Origin of the sequence: Marinococcus halotolerans DSM 16375 (assembly GCF_000420725.1) — a bacterium.
Classification (GTDB): domain Bacteria; phylum Bacillota; class Bacilli; order Bacillales; family Marinococcaceae; genus Marinococcus; species Marinococcus halotolerans.
In genome coordinates, this window is sequence record NZ_ATVM01000036.1 from 1 (window position 1) to 16,578 (window position 16,578).

The 16,578-nt window shown below is 46.9% G+C and carries 19 protein-coding genes and 1 pseudogene; 5 read left to right on the forward strand and 15 right to left on the reverse strand.

Annotation, left to right across the window (positions count from 1 at the left end):
• A partial coding sequence (locus tag G548_RS18525) for an IS3 family transposase (protein WP_022794374.1) occupies positions 1-182 on the forward strand: 182 nt, incomplete at its 5' end.
• A gap of 64 nt (positions 183-246) precedes the next feature.
• On the opposite strand, the gene G548_RS0116060 is transcribed toward G548_RS18525, so the two are convergent.
• The 4 genes from G548_RS0116060 to G548_RS0116075 form a co-directional block, all read right to left on the reverse strand.
• A complete protein-coding gene (locus G548_RS0116060; protein ID WP_022795170.1) occupies positions 247-720 on the reverse strand; it encodes a GNAT family N-acetyltransferase in 474 nt (157 codons plus the stop codon).
• Positions 717-1,565 (reverse strand): phosphotransferase family protein, encoded by an 849-nt coding sequence (locus G548_RS0116065; protein WP_022795171.1) that lies wholly within the window; start codon positions 1,563-1,565, stop codon positions 717-719. Before G548_RS0116065 ends, G548_RS0116060 begins: the two co-directional genes overlap by 4 nt.
• A 117-nt stretch (positions 1,566-1,682) precedes the next feature.
• Positions 1,683-1,991 carry a hypothetical protein gene (locus G548_RS0116070; RefSeq protein ID WP_022795172.1) on the reverse strand — a complete coding sequence of 103 codons (309 nt, stop codon included), beginning with the start codon at positions 1,989-1,991 and terminating at the stop codon, positions 1,683-1,685.
• 186 nt (positions 1,992-2,177) lie between these two features.
• A complete protein-coding gene (locus G548_RS0116075; RefSeq protein ID WP_022795173.1) occupies positions 2,178-2,486 on the reverse strand; it encodes a hypothetical protein in 309 nt (102 codons plus the stop codon).
• Between the two features lie 219 nt (positions 2,487-2,705).
• Between G548_RS0116075 and G548_RS0116080 the strand changes: the two genes are divergently transcribed.
• Positions 2,706-3,707, forward strand: a complete 1,002-nt coding sequence (locus G548_RS0116080) for an acyltransferase family protein (RefSeq protein ID WP_022795174.1) — start codon at positions 2,706-2,708, stop codon at positions 3,705-3,707.
• A gap of 103 nt (positions 3,708-3,810) precedes the next feature.
• A complete protein-coding gene (locus G548_RS18530) occupies positions 3,811-4,803 on the forward strand; it encodes an alpha/beta hydrolase fold domain-containing protein (RefSeq protein WP_022795175.1) in 993 nt (330 codons plus the stop codon).
• Positions 4,804-4,875: 72 nt separating this feature from the next.
• Here G548_RS18530 and G548_RS0116090 read toward each other — a convergent pair whose 3' ends face one another.
• Complete coding sequence (locus tag G548_RS0116090; protein WP_022795176.1) at positions 4,876-5,577, reverse strand: SDR family NAD(P)-dependent oxidoreductase; 702 nt, start codon at positions 5,575-5,577, stop codon at positions 4,876-4,878.
• A gap of 124 nt (positions 5,578-5,701) precedes the next feature.
• The gene (locus tag G548_RS0116095) at positions 5,702-6,001 is read right to left on the reverse strand and encodes a hypothetical protein (protein ID WP_022795177.1); all 300 of its coding nucleotides are present in this window, start codon (positions 5,999-6,001) and stop codon (positions 5,702-5,704) included.
• 545 nt (positions 6,002-6,546) lie between these two features.
• Here G548_RS0116095 and G548_RS0116105 point away from each other — a divergent pair.
• On the forward strand, positions 6,547-6,846 hold the full coding sequence (locus G548_RS0116105; protein WP_022795179.1) for a hypothetical protein: 300 nt from the start codon (positions 6,547-6,549) through the stop codon (positions 6,844-6,846).
• A gap of 85 nt (positions 6,847-6,931) precedes the next feature.
• Here G548_RS0116105 and G548_RS0116110 read toward each other — a convergent pair whose 3' ends face one another.
• The 9 genes from G548_RS0116110 to G548_RS18540 form a co-directional block, all read right to left on the reverse strand.
• A complete protein-coding gene (locus tag G548_RS0116110) occupies positions 6,932-9,811 on the reverse strand; it encodes a DEAD/DEAH box helicase (protein ID WP_022795180.1) in 2,880 nt (959 codons plus the stop codon).
• Between the two features lie 30 nt (positions 9,812-9,841).
• The gene (locus G548_RS0116115; RefSeq protein WP_022795181.1) at positions 9,842-10,228 is read right to left on the reverse strand and encodes a (deoxy)nucleoside triphosphate pyrophosphohydrolase; all 387 of its coding nucleotides are present in this window, start codon (positions 10,226-10,228) and stop codon (positions 9,842-9,844) included.
• Positions 10,229-10,355: 127 nt separating this feature from the next.
• Positions 10,356-11,342, reverse strand: coding sequence for a ring-cleaving dioxygenase (locus tag G548_RS0116125; protein WP_022795183.1), 987 nt, complete (start codon positions 11,340-11,342; stop codon positions 10,356-10,358).
• Between the two features lie 71 nt (positions 11,343-11,413).
• On the reverse strand, positions 11,414-12,031 hold the full coding sequence (gene wrbA / locus G548_RS0116130) for an NAD(P)H:quinone oxidoreductase (protein WP_022795184.1): 618 nt from the start codon (positions 12,029-12,031) through the stop codon (positions 11,414-11,416).
• 127 nt (positions 12,032-12,158) lie between these two features.
• Entirely contained in the window at positions 12,159-12,767 is a 609-nt protein-coding gene (locus tag G548_RS0116135; protein ID WP_022795185.1) for an alpha/beta hydrolase, read from the reverse strand.
• A gap of 12 nt (positions 12,768-12,779) precedes the next feature.
• A complete protein-coding gene (locus G548_RS0116140; RefSeq protein WP_022795186.1) occupies positions 12,780-13,703 on the reverse strand; it encodes a ring-cleaving dioxygenase in 924 nt (307 codons plus the stop codon).
• A gap of 68 nt (positions 13,704-13,771) precedes the next feature.
• Entirely contained in the window at positions 13,772-14,224 is a 453-nt protein-coding gene (locus tag G548_RS0116145) for a MarR family winged helix-turn-helix transcriptional regulator (RefSeq protein ID WP_027847492.1), read from the reverse strand.
• Between the two features lie 151 nt (positions 14,225-14,375).
• A complete protein-coding gene (locus tag G548_RS0116150; RefSeq protein ID WP_022795188.1) occupies positions 14,376-14,627 on the reverse strand; it encodes a hypothetical protein in 252 nt (83 codons plus the stop codon).
• 67 nt (positions 14,628-14,694) lie between these two features.
• On the reverse strand, positions 14,695-16,074 hold the full coding sequence (locus G548_RS18540; RefSeq protein ID WP_022795189.1) for a LysM peptidoglycan-binding domain-containing protein: 1,380 nt from the start codon (positions 16,072-16,074) through the stop codon (positions 14,695-14,697).
• 279 nt (positions 16,075-16,353) lie between these two features.
• Here G548_RS18540 and G548_RS19400 point away from each other — a divergent pair.
• Positions 16,354-16,578, forward strand: a pseudogene (locus tag G548_RS19400) (IS701 family transposase); the annotation flags it as partial.

Below are 16,578 nucleotides of genomic sequence, written 5' to 3' on the forward strand. Positions count from 1 at the left end.
CCATGGAAGGGTTTTTTGGCACGCTGAAATGCGAGGAATACTATCTGCCGGACTCGTTTTATGCCACCTATGAGGACCTGGTGGACGCGATTCGCCGCTATATCGGGTTTTACAACCACCAGCGATACCAGGAACATTTAAACGGCTTGACCCCGATAGAATACCGGAATCAAGCCGCTTAAGAGTTTTACTTATTTTCATTGTCTACTTGACGGGGGTCAGTTCATTTATGCGGGCTCTCTTTTACTATAACCATTTTCTCAGGTGCCATTCGTCCCGGATCGTTATTCCGTTCACGCCGACAAGCGGGATCGAGGGCTTATCCTCCCGGGCTCTTCTGGCTGCATCAACATGCACGCTCGCCAGCTGAAAGCCCCGGCGCCGGTAAAAACGAAGCGCGTATTCATTCTCATTTGTAATGACGACCCGCAGATCCTCCACTCCTGCCTTTTTTAAATACTCCTCTGTATGCGTAAGCAGGTGGCTCGCATGTCCCTGTTTTTCAATTATGCTGTCAAGTGACACAATTAAACCGATGCCGCCTTCGTATGTATAAGTAATCGCTGCGGCAAGCACACCATCCTCCTGGACACAGAATCCTTCAAGCTCCGGCAGTACATACGTTTGATTATTAACATGCATCTCATTTGTTTCCCAGCAGGTGGCAAAGAAATCTTCTTTTTTCTTCCAGTCAATTTCTTTCATTGGTTGAATATTCACAGCGCTTCCCCCTTTTCCCAATTGCTGTTCAATGTCCATTCCAACCGTTTGATCCATCGGCGCCGAATAGCCTCCGGCGAACGTTTTACCCGGCCAAGCGCCCGGTAAATCACAGCAAGACTGTACGCTTTAATATTGATTTCAGTAATGTTCATCGTACGAATACTTACGTACGTTTCTAAAAATGCACGACGGAGTTCGCTATATCTTTCAGGGGCGTGAAATGCTGCGTTCCATAGCGCCCAGCTGATGTCTATCATCGGATCATTCCATCCGGCCCACTCCCAATCGATCAGGACTGCTCTATGATTTTCGTTCAGAATCATATTGTGCGGCCCTGCGTCTCCGTGTACAAATGTGATTCCTGAAGATGTTCGTGCTTCCCAGACTTCAACAGCCTGATGATGCATATTCCTTGGCGCAAGAGTATCTATTTCCCGCTGGAGAGGCTCCGCATTCCGGTCGTACTCGCGGATGGTCCCTGAGCGGCTGTGCACCTCAGAAGCAAGCGTGGCAGCAAGCTTTTTATAAGCTTCGAGCCAGTAGGAAGAGTGAGACGGCAGCTGGGAGACATTTTCTCCCCGATGATAGCTTTGCATAAATGAAAAATAGCCTTCGGCTTCCAGACAGCCCGCCGGAGCCGGGAGAAAGGAGCCACCGCGCAGCTGTTCGAGCACTTTATATTCCCGACGCAGATAGCCGGCGCGCCCTTTCTCAATTTTCAATACGTACTGGCCGGAGGCCTGGGTGACTAAAAAGGTGTGGTGACTGAACCCTCCCGTCAGCCGCTCGCTCATAAACGGTCCAATGATTTTTTCCCATTCCTTTTTTACATCAATCAGCATCTGTCATCTTCCATTCTGTGTGTTCTGCTTTTTTCTTTCCCGTTCAGCCCTTTACGGAACCTGTTTTTTGCCCGCAGAGCAAAAAAAGACCCGGGTTATTTCCCGGGTACCGGCTGTTTAACTTCCGACAAGCTTTAATGCTTCTTCCCCCTTAATACTGACGCTCACTTTTCCACTGCTTTTTAATACCCTGGTAACGTTTGCTTTGCCAATCCGTGCACTGTTTCGCTCCGTATAAAAAATCATGCTGCGCACGTCGCAGTTCTCATACATTTCTTCGAACAGCTCGATATGATGAGGGTTTTCAAGCTCTACATACCACACTTCTGCCGGCTCGTAATCATATACAGTTAAAAGTCCTTTATCGAACGTCAATGGTGTTTGTGAGTGTTCAAACCTCAACCTCGTTAAGCGATACTCTTTCATTGGTAACGCCCCCCTTAATGAGTGCCAAAGACTTCTACTTCCAGTCTGTATTTTATTGTTTTTATACTTTTCCCTATTTTCACACATTTTAAAAGTAATTTAAAGCGCTTACACTATTTCTCCCGCTCTTTTCGTTACTGAGTAACCGGTACAAGCGTTCCTCCAGCCGCATAAGTATTTCTGTTACTATGTGCTTCCGACGAGCCGGAGCTCTCCTTCTCCCTTAAAGCTCACACTCACACCTGAACTGCTTTCTGTGACTCTCGTGACTTTAGCATAGCCGATCCTTGCACTGTGGCCATCGGTAAAAAACATTACTTCTTCTTTCCTGTCTTTTTTCTTCCATTCGTGTAATGCTTCCAGTTCCGAAGGCTGTTCAATCTCGGCGTACCATATACTGGCTTCATCATTATAAACAATCAGAGAACCGCGTGAAATGCTGATCGTTGTCCCTGAATGCTCGAGCTTAATTTTTGTCAGACGATATTCCTTCATGAGAATAGACCCCTTTCTGCGGTTATTTGCGGCGTTGTTTCATTTCGTCGTATACAATGGCAGTATACAGGGTATGTGACATCAGTCTATTTATTTTTTGAAAGCAGCTTATTTTACTTTTTTACATAGGCTTGCGATAGTTTTCGCTTTTTCTCCATGATATGCTGTAGCTCTCAGCATTTCTGATACTAAAATTAACAGTTGACGCAGGTGATAATAATGAATCAGCACTTTGAATGGGTGAATATTGCCAAAGGTCTCGGCATAATTCTAGTGGTCCTTGGACACGCCCCCATTGACGATATTCTACGCCAATATATTTTCGCTTTCCATATGCCTTTATTCTTTCTTTTATCCGGGGTAACGTTTAAAGGCGGCTATACTGACCTCCGGCCGGTCAATTTTGCCAGGAAAAAAGGCCGTTCACTGCTTATCCCTTATTTTACCTTCTCCGTCATTACATATACTTTCTGGTTTTTTCTCGAGCGCCCTCTTTTGGGTAAAGATGACGTTGACGCCATTATTCCCGCTCTTGGTATTTTTTACTCTGCTGGAGACAACTACCTGCTCACCTACAACCCGGCTATATGGTTTTTAACCTGCCTGTTTGTGGTCGAGGTTGGCTTTTATCTGCTGCTTAAATATGTGCCGAGCAATACTGCCCGCGTTATCAGCATTGTCGCTGTCGCTGCGGCAGGATATTTTTCCACCCGGTGGTTTGACTCCATGCTTCCATGGAGTATTCAGGTGGCTACTGTTGCCGTATTGTTTTTCGGACTTGGTTATCTGCTGAAGGCGCGGACAAAAATATTCGAACACTCCTTCGGCTGGATAGCAGCCGCAGCAGCACTCAGCCTTATATATCCGCTAATACAATTTACAAATCGGATCGACATGCGTTCCGGGGAATATGAGTCTATTCCCATTTTTATTTCCACTTCTCTGCTCGGCATTGCGGGTATTTTATTTTTAAGCTTCCGTCTCGAAGGAAAAAGCCGCATCCTCAGTTATTTGGGCCAGAACTCACTGATCATCTTCGCTCTTCACTTTATGATTTTTGCCATCATTCGTATCACACTTCAATACGGCTTCGGTATTGAAGGCAATCCTATGCCTGTTACTTCTTTATGGGGAATTATATTTACTGTAGTTACGCTGATAATCAGTGTCCCGTTCGTGTATTTAATCAAAAACAAAGCTCCGTTTCTTATCGGCAAATAACAGTTCCGCTTCTACCCGGGCCGAAAACTATAAACAATTTAGTGCCTGTGTTAAGATAATACGTATTAATTCTCACGAAGCAACTTTTAAGGAAGGTCGGTGCATGAAAAGACAAACACCTAAGAGAAAATTACAATACTGGATTTTGAGCCTTTTGGGTCTTTTCGCTGCAGGATTTTCTGCTTTGATTCTCTATACAAGCTGGCACGAGGACCGCCCGGTAATGTCCGTAGTGACAAACTTTGCCGACGGCTCAAAAGATGCCGGGAGGGACGGACCCTATCCGGACAGGCCCGAGTATCAGCTTCCCGACGAAATTGAGACTCGCTACGATTACGAAAAAATGACATTAAACGGCATGGACAACTATGTACTTGAAAATGAACAGGCCGCAGAAAAGAAAATTATTTATCTGCATGGCGGCGGCTATGTCAGTCAGCCAAACCCCCGTCATTTTCAGTGGCTCGAAAGAGTGCAGGATCAGACCGACAGCACGGTAATGCTTCCTGTTTATCCAAAAGCTCCGCAGTATCAGTATGAAGAGGTCTTCGAAAAGCTGGTGCCTCTCTATCGACAGACACTTGAAAACACAGAGGCTGAAAACATTGTGATTATGGGGGATTCTGCCGGAGGAGGGCTGGCTCTCGCACTCGCCCAGGAGCTGCGCCGCCAGGACATTGAACAGCCGGGAGACATTATCATGCTTTCTCCGTGGCTGGATGTCAGCATGACAAACCCAGACATTCAGGATTTAACTTCCGTTGACCCTTTTCTCGATCTGGAATGGCTGCTCAATGCCGGAGCCTCTTATGCCGGGGACGCTGATTTGAGAAATCCTATGGTGAGTCCTATTTATGGAGACATGACCGGGCTTGGAGATATGACTCTGATTGTCGGTACCCACGAATTGTTTCTTGCGGATGCCAGGAAGTTTTCTGAGATCACTGATGAAAAAAACATCCCCATCAACTATTATGAGTATCCAAAGATGCCTCATGTGTTTCAGCTTCAGGACACCGATGAAGGCCGGCGTGCGACGCAGCAGGTAGTTAACATCATTAACGATGAGGCAGATGATACCTCCACCACAGATTAAGGTGGAGGTATTTTTACGGTTAATAACTAAATTTATCCAATAAAAAAACGCACTCCGGGAGGTGCGCCTGCTTTAAAAATCCAGTTCGTCCTTATCACGGAAGAACTTTCCATTCGGGCAGTCCTCTTCAAGCTGGGCAAGCCACAAAATACCCTCCATTGCCTCAGCCGGCTTTCGCTTTGCTTTCTCTCCACCTAAATCGGTCTGTACCCAGCCCGGGCTGACCGAATTCACTTTCACATTCTTTTTCCGCACCGCTCCGGCGAACAGACGAGTCAGAGCATTTAATCCGTATTTAGAGGATTTATAAGCTCCACCCATCGGGGCATCCATAGTACCGGAAACTCCGATTTCAGCAGCTATGTTTACTATACGACCATAGCCTGCTTCGAGCATGGAGGGCATAAAGCTCCTCATTGTAAAAAATGGGCCGAAATAATTTGTTAATTGAATGTCTTCAAACGTTTCTGGTGCAATATCAATGATGGAATGCTTTTGATCCGGAAAGATTCCGGCGTTATTTACCAGCACATCCAGCTTTCCGTCTTCATTCAGTATCTGTTTTTTGACCGCCTCCACCATATCAGGGAGACCGACATCCAATGCAATGAACTGCACTTCAAGTTCTTCATCCTGCAATGCTTTCGCTGCTTCCACGCCTGCTTTTTCATTCCTTGCTCCAAGCCATACTTTAAAGCCGCTTTGAGCTAACTGCCGGCAGGCTTCCAGTCCAATGCCACGATTCCCGCCAGTCACCAATGCGTTCTTTTTCATTATATGATCCTCCTCCCGGTCTGCATGCTCTCCTATACCCTAAGGATGAGCAGCCTAGTCCGGGAAACAAGCTGTTAAAATAGACATATTCCATCTACGTTAAAGCTGAAAGTAGCAATCTGTTTTACATGCTCCCCAGGCCATGTGCTGCCCAGGCGAAGAGGCCATTCAAAACAGCAAGCATCAGCAGCAGGCGTGAAGACCTTTGATTATTTCTCCACTCCCGAGCAGCGCCCGCAAAACCTGCAGCGGCGGAAGCCACCCAGGCAGCAATGAATATTTTTTCCCCTGCAGCATATGGCAATATGGTATAAAAGCCAGTAAGAAAAAGCACCCACTGCACAGCAAGTATCCCCATCGCTGCTATGCTGAACTTTTTTATTTTTCCTTCTGTTTGAATCACCGTCCATAAATTTCCAGTCATTCTATCCTCCCCCACCAGTAAGCTGAGAATAAAAACGTTTCTTCAGGTTTCCAATTTATTAACATATTTTACCACAATAATTTATATGCATGTGATATGTTTAATAATCAAAGAATATGGCAATATGTATATCATATCTTCAAGATTCTTAACGGCAGGCACAAATATTTACACTCTCTTCAGAATGTCATATAGGCATCAGTTTAAAAGCTGATCGTCAAATTCTGAAACGAAATGGAACAAATTGCTGTCAGCTATCCTGCTTCTACACTAACTGCATAATTGGCAATAGTGGCCTGGATCTATAACCGGGCCAAAAGCCAGAAAAAGGGTGTGAGCTCTTTTCTGGCTTTTTGTATTTTTAAGATAAAACACAAAGAAAGGACAGAAACTAATATGGCCATATTTTTCACACTTCTCTGCGGTATTTCCTGCTATGGACTGCTGCTTTGGGACCGCTTAAACACAAACAGCCAGAAGAAAAGCGAATAATCAATGTCTCTGGGATTGCCTGCTGTATTTCAGTTAAAGGAGGAAAAGTATCTATGCTTCGGAGCATGTTCGATTACAAAACAGAAAAAACGCTTAAGGAGTTTAACCATTTAGCGGGTGCCCCTGTAGATAAACGACTAAAAAGTAACCAGCCTTTCACTCTTCACCTCACTCCCGCCCAAACAGAACGATTAGAGTCTGATATGGCTTTTTTGCATAATGAAAGGCTTGTGTACGTTTCCCTGATGAGAGAGGGGGATTCTTTAGAAGCTTATTCAAAAGACGAAATTATTCCTGTACGACTCGTACCACTTCCTGGCCTGTGGGAATCCAAGGAACGAAAAGAAGCTTAGTACTATTCAACAGCCTATTAAATGAGCCTGCAGAAGATTAAGTTCTGCAGGCTCAGCTTGTTTAATTTGTAGGTTCTATTACCTGTTAATCACTGTGCAGGTAACGGTACAGATTGGCATCGATTTCTTCCTTCAATTGAAGCTTCAACCGCACCACCGGAATTGATTTTCCGTTTTTATCCTGCATGGAGGTATCCTCTGCAGTATGCTTCAGCGGGCTTGCTTCGCCCATGTAATAAAACTCACGGCCTTCATCATCGTCTTTTTTCACGAAAATATAAATACGGTTGCCCTGTTCATCCGCATTGATAATTTCCTGCACTTCCTTTGAAGCAGTCGTCCGGTTGCTTCTAGTGTACCACTGCAGCTCCCTGCGGCTAATAAACTCGTCCTCGTAATTGATATTGGCTTCCACGTCTTCCGGCTTATGATACGTAATAAAAATAGGAGTGGTGCCGTATTTCGTTTTATAGCCATATATAGTTGAGCTTTCATCATTTTCCCAATTCAGCAGCCGGCATACGTCCTTACGGGAATACTTCTGATACAGCGTAAACGGAGGTCTGCCGTATTGTTCATTCTTCATCTCCGCACAGGAAAGCACGTCTTCCACGAGCAGGCTGAACCAGGATGAACCGGCGAGCGCTTCTTTCATCGCAGTGTGCCATATGAGGATTCCCTTATCCTCTTCAATCAGCGGAGTCCTGCCGTACTTTTTTTGATAAGGGTCTGTGAAAAAATCCGTCGTTAAAAGCCTCTTCACTGATACGGACGCTGCCTTTATGTCCACGTCCCCCGACGCATATACAATGCGCTCTATTTCTTCTCTCGTAATACGACCGTGCGTGTGAAGATGCCGGAGCACTTCAGGTTCATGCCGGCGCTTTCCGTTAATAAATTCAGCAGAAATGAAGTGCAGCAGCTGGTCCTCGAGCGGAGACAGCCGGGGAGCCTTTTCCTTCATTTTGCCCAGGAACCTGTAATAGCTTCCGTGCTTGGAGATAATCACTTCCGGGTCCACCGCATTCTGCTGTAAAAAATCCTTTAAAAGCGGCATTCGCCCGATACGCTGCTTTACATTCATATAAGATTCCTTCAGCTTTCGCATTTCCTGCAGGTTCGTCTGATCGATAGCAGCAAATACCTTCTTCTTGGCCACCTCTTCAAAATTAATGGAGGAAACGCCCTGAACAAAGCTATTGGTCTGCATCCGCCGGCGGATATGATCTTTATTGAGCGAGCGGTCGCCGGAGAGTGCCACCGGAATCAGGTAGTTATTTTTATAATTGCCGATAAAATCCACGACGGTCACGAAATCCTTAGTGGGATCTTTGCGGAGCCCTCTCCCAAGCTGCTGAGTAAAGATAATGCTCGACTGCGTCTGCCGGAGCATGACGACCTGATTCACCCCCGGTATATCAATACCTTCATTGAATATGTCCACTGTAATAATGTATTCAATCACTCCGTTTTCAAGACGGCTCACCTGCCTCCACCTCTCGTCCTGCGAATCGGCCCCCGTCAGCACTACGGTATTTTTCCCTTTTTGGTTCATTAGAGCCGACAACTCCTCTGCCTCCCGGTTGCGGCTGCAAAAAATCAGCCCACGCACTGTCTCCCCGGAATGACCATAATAATGGATTTTTTCGAGCAGGTGTTCTACCCGTTCCTCCGATATAAGCCGGCTCAAATCTGTCGTCTGATCAATTACTTCTCCGTCTTTCTCATAATCGGTTACCCCGAAATAATGAAAAGGGCATAGCATTTCTTCTTCAAGCGCTTCCTGCAGCCGTATTTCATACGCCACCTGATAGTCAAACAGAGCGAAAATATTCACATCGTCGCTTCGTTCCGGGGTCGCTGTCATACCAAGTAAAAACGATGGCTGAAAATAATCGATCACTTTTTGATATGATGCAGCCCCTGCTTTATGCACTTCATCAATTAAAATATAATCGAACGCTTCAGGGTCGAACTGATGCAGATGGATATCTCTTGAAATCGCTTGTATCGTTGCAAACACGTAACGGGCCCCAGTGTCCTGACCGGCACCGGTATATAATCCGAAATCCTCCGTGCGTCCGCCGAGGACCTGGGCGAAGTCGTCCTTTGCTTTCCGGAGAATCTGCTCCCGGTGAACGATAAACAGCATCTTTTGGGGCCGGTACTTTCTTACATCGAATGCGGCCAAATACGTTTTTCCTGTCCCTGTTGCTGAAATAACGAGCCCCTTTTGCTGCCCGGCTGTTCTTAAGGCCTCCAGCTCTTTCAAAGCTGCCTGCTGCATTTTATTCGGCTTAATTTCCAATGCTTCCTTCATGGCGTTCCGGTCAATCCAGCCCGGTGAAAGCTCAGCGATCTTCTCCTGGGTCTGCGGACGATACAGCTGTTGATACTTTTCTATCCATCCCTCTGTCAATGGAATGGCCTGCGACCAGGTATCCTCAAACTGCTGCCGGAAGTGATGAATCACCTCTCCATTTTCATGAGAGTGCAGCTTAATATTCCATTCGTAGTTCACCTTCAGCGCATGCACCGTCAGGTTTGAGCTCCCGACCATCAGCGAATAGTGGTCGTTATGCTTAAATACATACCCTTTAGAATGAAACCCGTCGATTTCAGCTAAACGTACTTCCACATTCGCAATTTTCAGCAGTTCCTGAAAGACCTTCGGCTGATTAAACTGCAAGAAGGTGGACGTAAGTATTCTTCCCTGCACGCCGCGTTTTTTCAGCTCGAGCAGCTGTGTTTTCAAGGTGGCCAGACCGCTTTCCGTAATAAAGGCGACGGAAAAGAAAAAAGATTCACATCGTTGCAATTCATGAACAAGGGTAGCAAGCACCTCCTCGTGCTTTTGTTTGTCATTCATCAAAAGCTTTGGTGCATAAGGGCTGCGCTCGTAGCTGTTCTGGTCAATAAAGCCGCGGTATAACGATTCCTGTAGTTGACGCACTGTATCCATCATCAAGCTCCTGCCTATGTTTGTAATAAAAAACTATTGAGTGATTTTATGAATGGCGGGAATGTCTGCTGGCGCCCAGTCCAGTTCATACAAATTTTCTTTATGTACCCATTTGATTGTACGGTGTTCCGTAAGCATCGGTTCTTCTCCTGTAAGCCTGCAGTAAAATGTTGTTAAGTGCACAATGCCAAAGTCATATTCATGCGTGGTTTCCTCAATTCTTTCCTCAATGCTGATGCCGCATTTCATTTCTTCCCTGATTTCTCTTTGCAGCGCATGCTCCGGCGTTTCCCCTGCTTCAATTTTCCCACCCGGGAATTCCCATTTCAGCGGAAGGGTTTTCGTCTGCCCGCGCTGAGCGCAAAGAATCCACTCTTTGTCGTAAATGACTGCTCCCACCACATAGATGTCTTTTTTCATTTTACGTCCGCCTTTCTGAATGGAGATGCGTTCTGAGTACTTTTTACCAGCTTACTATACTTTCCATTTTTCAGGCAAAGGTGATTCATATAAAAAAACCTCCGGCCCGGAGGCCGAAGGAGATGACTTAGTCATTGTATTCTTTTTCAAAAGTTTTCGTGCTTCTTACCGTGTCGATCGGCCGCACAGATGCTTCGATCTGTTCGCGCTGCGGCTCGAGCATTGGCGGCAGAGCGAGATTCTCTCCAAGGGTCTCATATGGTTCGTCGCCCATGAATCCCGGTCCGTCGGTCGCAAATTCAAATAAAATCTGCGGTGCCACCTGAGAGTAAAGTGATTCAAAATAATGCCGGTTCACGTACCCTGACGTGCGGAAGCGAAAGTCTGCCATCCGCTGAATCCAGGCCTCGAGCTCCTCGCGGTCCTTCACCCGGAAGGCCGAGTGGTGTACGGTGCCAAATCCCTGACGCGCCGGCGGAAGCACCGCGTTGTATTCGACGATCACCTGGGCGCCGTTTCCTCCTTCTCCGACCTCAAATAAATGAAACGAGCCGTCATGCCCGATTTCTTCAAACATGAGCACGCGCTCCATCATTTCTTTAAAATAGTCAATGTTGTCAATACGGACATAAATGGGCCCGAGCCCCGTAATCGCGTATTCATCCGGAACAGGACCGTTTTTCCACGGCTTCCCTGCCGGCACTCCTTCATTGTTTTCATCGGAAACAAGTTCATACTGCTGTTCGTCAAAATCAACAAATGGGAGCCGTTTTTTGCCAAATCGTTCGTAAATGCCCTGATGTTTAACATCTTTTCGGTCAAACCGCTTTTCCCAGTATGCTAAAGCTTCATCACTCGGGACCCGGAAAGATGTGCGCGCGATCTCGTTCGTACCGTGCGTGCCTTTAGGGATACCCGGAAAATCAAAAAAAGTCATGTCTGTGCCGGCGTTACCTTCATCGTCGGCAAAAAACAAATGATACGTCTGGATATCATCCTGGTTGACGGTTTTTTTGATCAGTCTCATGCCTAATACGTACGTAAAGAACTCATAATTTTTTTCTGCACTGCTCGTAATAGCTGTTACGTGGTGCAGGCCTCTGATTCCTTCCACCCTGTGTTCCTCCCTTGTTCTAATGCTTTATTAAATTCCGCATAAAAGGGGCGCGTACGCCCCCCTTTTGACTACTGCTGCTCCATGCCCTTTTTCACCCACGAAGCTACTGTTACTGTACGCTTCGCCTGATGCTTGACGGCTTCTTCAATGTCTTCCTGCATGTTACCCTCCTGGTCCACGGTGACACTCGTGCCATAAGGGTTGCCGCCGGAAGCAAACGTTACTGGGTCTGTGTAGCCCGGAGAAGCGATAATGGCTCCCCAGTGCATCATCGTCGTATAAAGGTTTTTCACTGTAGCTTCTTGTCCGCCGTGAGGATTCTGGGCGGAGGACATGCCGCTCACTACTTTATTGATCAGCTGGCCATTCATCCACAGGCCGCCGGTAGTATCAATGAACTGCTTCATCTGTGCCGGCAGGTTGCCAAAACGCGTCGGCATGCTGAAAATAAAGGCATCCGCCCATTCCAGATCAGCAAGTGTCGCTTCCGGAATATGAGAGGTATCTTCGAGATGCTGTTTCCAGGCCGGGTTTGCATGTACCGCTTCGTCAGGAGCAAGCTCTGGAACACGGACGAGCTTCGCTTCCGCTCCCGCTGCCTCTGCGCCTTCTACGGCCCATTGTCCCATTGTGTAGTTTGTGCCTGTGGCGCTGTAATAAATAACTGCTACTTTTACGTTTTCCATTGCTTCATCGCTCCTTGTATTTTGCTTCAAAAAATCAAATAGTCCCACTTTCGTGCACCACCATTTCGTTTATTCCTGCTTGCTTGAATCAGGCTGTGCGCTCCCTTTACGCACGAGAGGTATCGGGCTACAGCACAGAGCGGGTATACCAGGCAGCCGCCTGCTCCACTTCCTCTCTTGTCAGCTGGTGGCCGCCGTCCTCCCAGTGCAGGGTAACCTCTGCACCGGCTGCTTCAAGCATTTTCGCCAGTTCTTCCGTTTCTTCCGGGCGGCAGATCGGATCATTTTTCCCCGCCCCAATAAACACGGGCAGGCCGGTTAAATCCGGAAGCTGAATGCCTCGGCGTGGCACCATCGGATGAAAAAGTGCTGCCCCTTTCACCGGCTCTTCGTAATGAAAGAGCAGGTTCGCAGCAATGTTGGCGCCGTTGGAATATCCAACCGCCACCACATTTTTCCGGTCAAAGGAATGTTCTGCAGAAGCGGTGTCGATAAATCCATAAAGCTCTTCCGTCTGCTTCATTAAGTCTTCTTCATCAAACACGCCTTCGGCCAGCCGTTTAAAGAATCTCGGCATGCCATTTTCCGTAATATTTCCACGCACTCCAAGCACCGAAGCGGAATCATCTATCATTCCCGCCACCGGCAATAGATCGTTTTCCGTTCCTCCTGTGCCGTGAAGAAGCATAAATGTTGGTTTGTTCTGGTCAGTTCCCTGTTGAAAAATGTGTTTCACTATAATCCTCCTTTATTCTAATGCATTCACCGGTTCCAGTGACGCTTCAATCTGCTTTCGTCTGGGCTCCAGCCATTCCGGCAGCTTCAATTCCTGTCCCAGCTGCTCGAGCGGCTCATCCCGGGTGAACCCCGGGGGATCGGTCGCAATCTCAAACAACAAGCCACCGCGCTCCCGAAAATAAATTGCTTTAAAATAGTCACGGTCCTTCACTTCTGTGGGCGCGTAGCCATGGACCTTCATATGCTGCTGCCATTCAAGCTGGTCTGCGTCATCCTGAGCCCGGAAAGCTATATGGTGTACAGTACCTGTCCCAAGCTCTCCCCGTGGAACGGGAGCTGTACTGATATCAACGGTATTACCGACAGAGGCTTCGGCCTGGAAACGCAAATACGTCCCCTCCTGTCCCACATAATTCATTCCCATCACCTGCTCAAGAAGATCAGCTGTGTAATGGGGCGCCCCGGAATTCAGTACCGCCCCGGCAAACCCCTGAATGGCGTAAGCCTCAGGGACCGTTGGAGAACTGTTCCTGTTCAGCGGACGTTCCGTCAGTTCCAGGTGAAGGCCGTGCGGATCCTGAAAACGGAGATACGCTTCGCTATACCTTCCAACGTTTTCTACTTCCACTCCGAAAGCCGTAAGGCGTTCTTTCCAGAAGGCCAGACTCCCGGAAGGTACAGCAAATACCGTGGTCTCCACCTGGCCGCTGCCGGTCCGCCCTTTACGTGCCTCATTCCAGGGGAAAAACGTCATAATGGTGCCCGGCGAACCTTCCCGGTCGCCAAAGTACAGATGATACGTGCCGGGATCATCAAAATTAACGGTTTTTTTAACAAGCCTTAAACCAAGTACTTCTAAATAAAAAGCGATATTTTCTTTTGGATTTTCTACAATGGCCGTAATGTGATGAATACCAGCGGTTTTTTTCTTCATATTCATCCTCTCTTCACTATTATTTTGAATCCATATATCTTTAATTCAAGATATTAACGCAAAAAAATTTATTTTTCGAGAGACAGACCTAATTTTTTCAGCAGAGCTATAAATGTTTCTTTTTCCTGGTCATCAAGTACACTGAACATTTCCTGAATAGCTGCCTGATGACGGGGGAAGATTTCATCCATCAACGCCGAGCCTTCTTCTGTAATACGTACATTAATAATTCTCCGGTCTTCGGGGCACCGGGTCCGGAAAAGATATTTTTTCTTCTCGAGTTTATCAATAACGTAGGTCATGCTCCCGCTTGAAAGCAGAATTTTTTCTCCGATGCGCTGAATGGCCTGTTCTCCTTTGTGATACAAAAGCTCAAGCACAGCAAATTCGGTAGGATTCAAACCATGGGCACGTATATCTTCCCGAATTTTTTCTTCTACCGCGTGATTGGCTCTTGATAACACGACTAATGATTTTAAAGCGAGGTCCTGCCCGCTTCCGGGATTGCTCATGCTCATCATATCCTTAATTCAATTATCTTTAATTAAAGATAATATTACGCTTTGTTTTTTAATGTGTCAAGGGCCAGCATAGCTTTGCCAATTAAAGAACGACCTTAGCTGTAATCATTTTCTATCACACAAATAAAACCGGCCGAAAAAGCCGGCCGGTTTATTCGTTTTCTCCTTTTTCAAGCGTACCATCTAAATTAAAAACAACGCCGCGCTGTTCTATCTTTGTTTGCCCCATTTCAAATAGTACTGTTCCGGCCTGCGGAGTAAGCCGGTCCTTAGTTTCGTAATTCACGTGCACAGCCCGTTCGTTGTTTTTTTCCACGAAATTGATCGTGTACTGAATATTATGGCCGTCGCTGCTTTTTGTGGTGTGTGTGCCCTTTTCTGGTTTGAACGTAATTTCGGTCATTAGAAAACCTCCCTTTTCTTACGGTCTGGTTCCCTTTACCCGCGCAGAGCTTACGTTCAACCTTTTCTTACGAAGCGATTTTCAACTTCTGACCGACACTGATCACTCCCGTATTGGAAATGTCATTGTCTGCCGCAATTTTTTGGACAGTAGTATCATATCTTCCTGCAATGCTGTACAACGTATCACCCGATTTTACCGTGTACGTAGTGGAGGAAGCTGGCGGGGTCGTGGTGCCTTTGCCCGGGATTTTCAATACCTGGCCGATCCGGATGACGTTTGAGCTCGTCGGGATGCCGTTCGCTTTTTTCAGCTCGGTCACGCTCACGTCATTACGGTTCGCGATGCTGTACAGTGTGTCACCCGATTTTACCGTGTACGAACCGGATTCAGCCGGAGGCGGAGTAGTGGTCCCTTTGCCCGGGATCTTCAATACCTGGCCGAACCGGATGACGTTTGAGCTCGTCGGGATGCCGTTCGCTTTTTTCAGCTCGGTCACGCTCACGTCATTACGGTTCGCGATGCTGTACAGTGTGTCACCCGATTTTACCGTGTACGAACCGGATTCAGCCGGAGGCGGAGTAGTGGTCCCTTTGCCCGGGATCTTCAATACCTGGCCGACCCGGATGACGTTTGAGCTCGTCGGGATGCCGTTCGCTTTTTTCAGCTCGGTCACGCTCACATCATTACGGTTCGCGATGCTGTACAGCGTATCGCCCGATTTCACGGTATAAGAAGCTCCGTCCGTCGGCGAACCCTGAATTTGCAGCAATTCAGATACCGTTACAAATTTGTATCCCTGTGCTTTCAGCTTTGTGATCATTTCCGGCAGGGCAGCTGGCGTACCAGGGGCTCCTGCCCCGGTATGCATTAATACGACCGAACCTGGTTCAATATTATTCACTACTTTATTCAGCACCTCGGTTTTTGAAAGGCCTCTCCAGTCAATCGTATCGATATTCCAGTGCAGAGTATGCGTATAGCCTGCATCTCCTACTGTTTTAAGCACGGTGGAGTTAGTGGCACCGAACGGAGCCCTAAAGATTGGCTTGGTTGATTTACCAGTAGTGCTTTTTACCAGGGCTTCCGTGTCTGCTAACTCTTTTTTCATTTTCGTAGTGGAAATGGTAGTAAAATCAGGATGGGAGTATGAATGGTTACCGAGCTGGTGTCCGGCGTCTGCGATATTCCGGATAGACTGAGGATGATCTTTCGTTCCAGAACCTGTTAAGAAAAACGTGGCTTTTACATTGTGCGTCGATAATGTCTGAAGGATTTTGGAAATGTTCGTGCCATCCGCGCCATCATCAAAAGTCAGCGCCACCACCTTGCTCGAAGTATTCCCCTTCACTACATACTTTGAACTGGCAGCATCCGCCTGAACCGGGAACGAGAAACAGGTAACAAGCAAAAATACTAGAATGACAGCGGCCTTCAACCACTTCATACCCATCCTGCTCACCCCATTTATTTAGTTATGCCGGTTACCCGGCATATGTATGAGTGAATAAGCATTCATTATTTCCTTTATTATACTGCAAATATAGTAATAAGTACCGTGCTTTAAGAACTATATTTTATACATATAAAGTACATTTTTTTTAGAAACTTTTATGTTGCGGATTTATTAACAATTATTTCCATTATCGATAAAAAAGAGACAGAATCCCCGTTGATACGGTACGATGACATCGACCAAAACACCATCGAGAAAGGATTCTGCCTCATGTCTACCGTATCATATTCCTCCTGCATCGCCAACGCCTTTGATCAATGGAACCTCCGGTTCTTTATGTCCGCCCCAGCTGCCCGGCATATGCAAAAGCTGCTGGAGGGTTGGACCCGGGAGCATCGCAACGGGAGTGTGAAGGCCCTTCAGGAAGCTGCGAATCATCACGCTCACCATTCGTCGGTGACCCGGTTTTTTCGCACGTCCCGGGTGAATGACCAT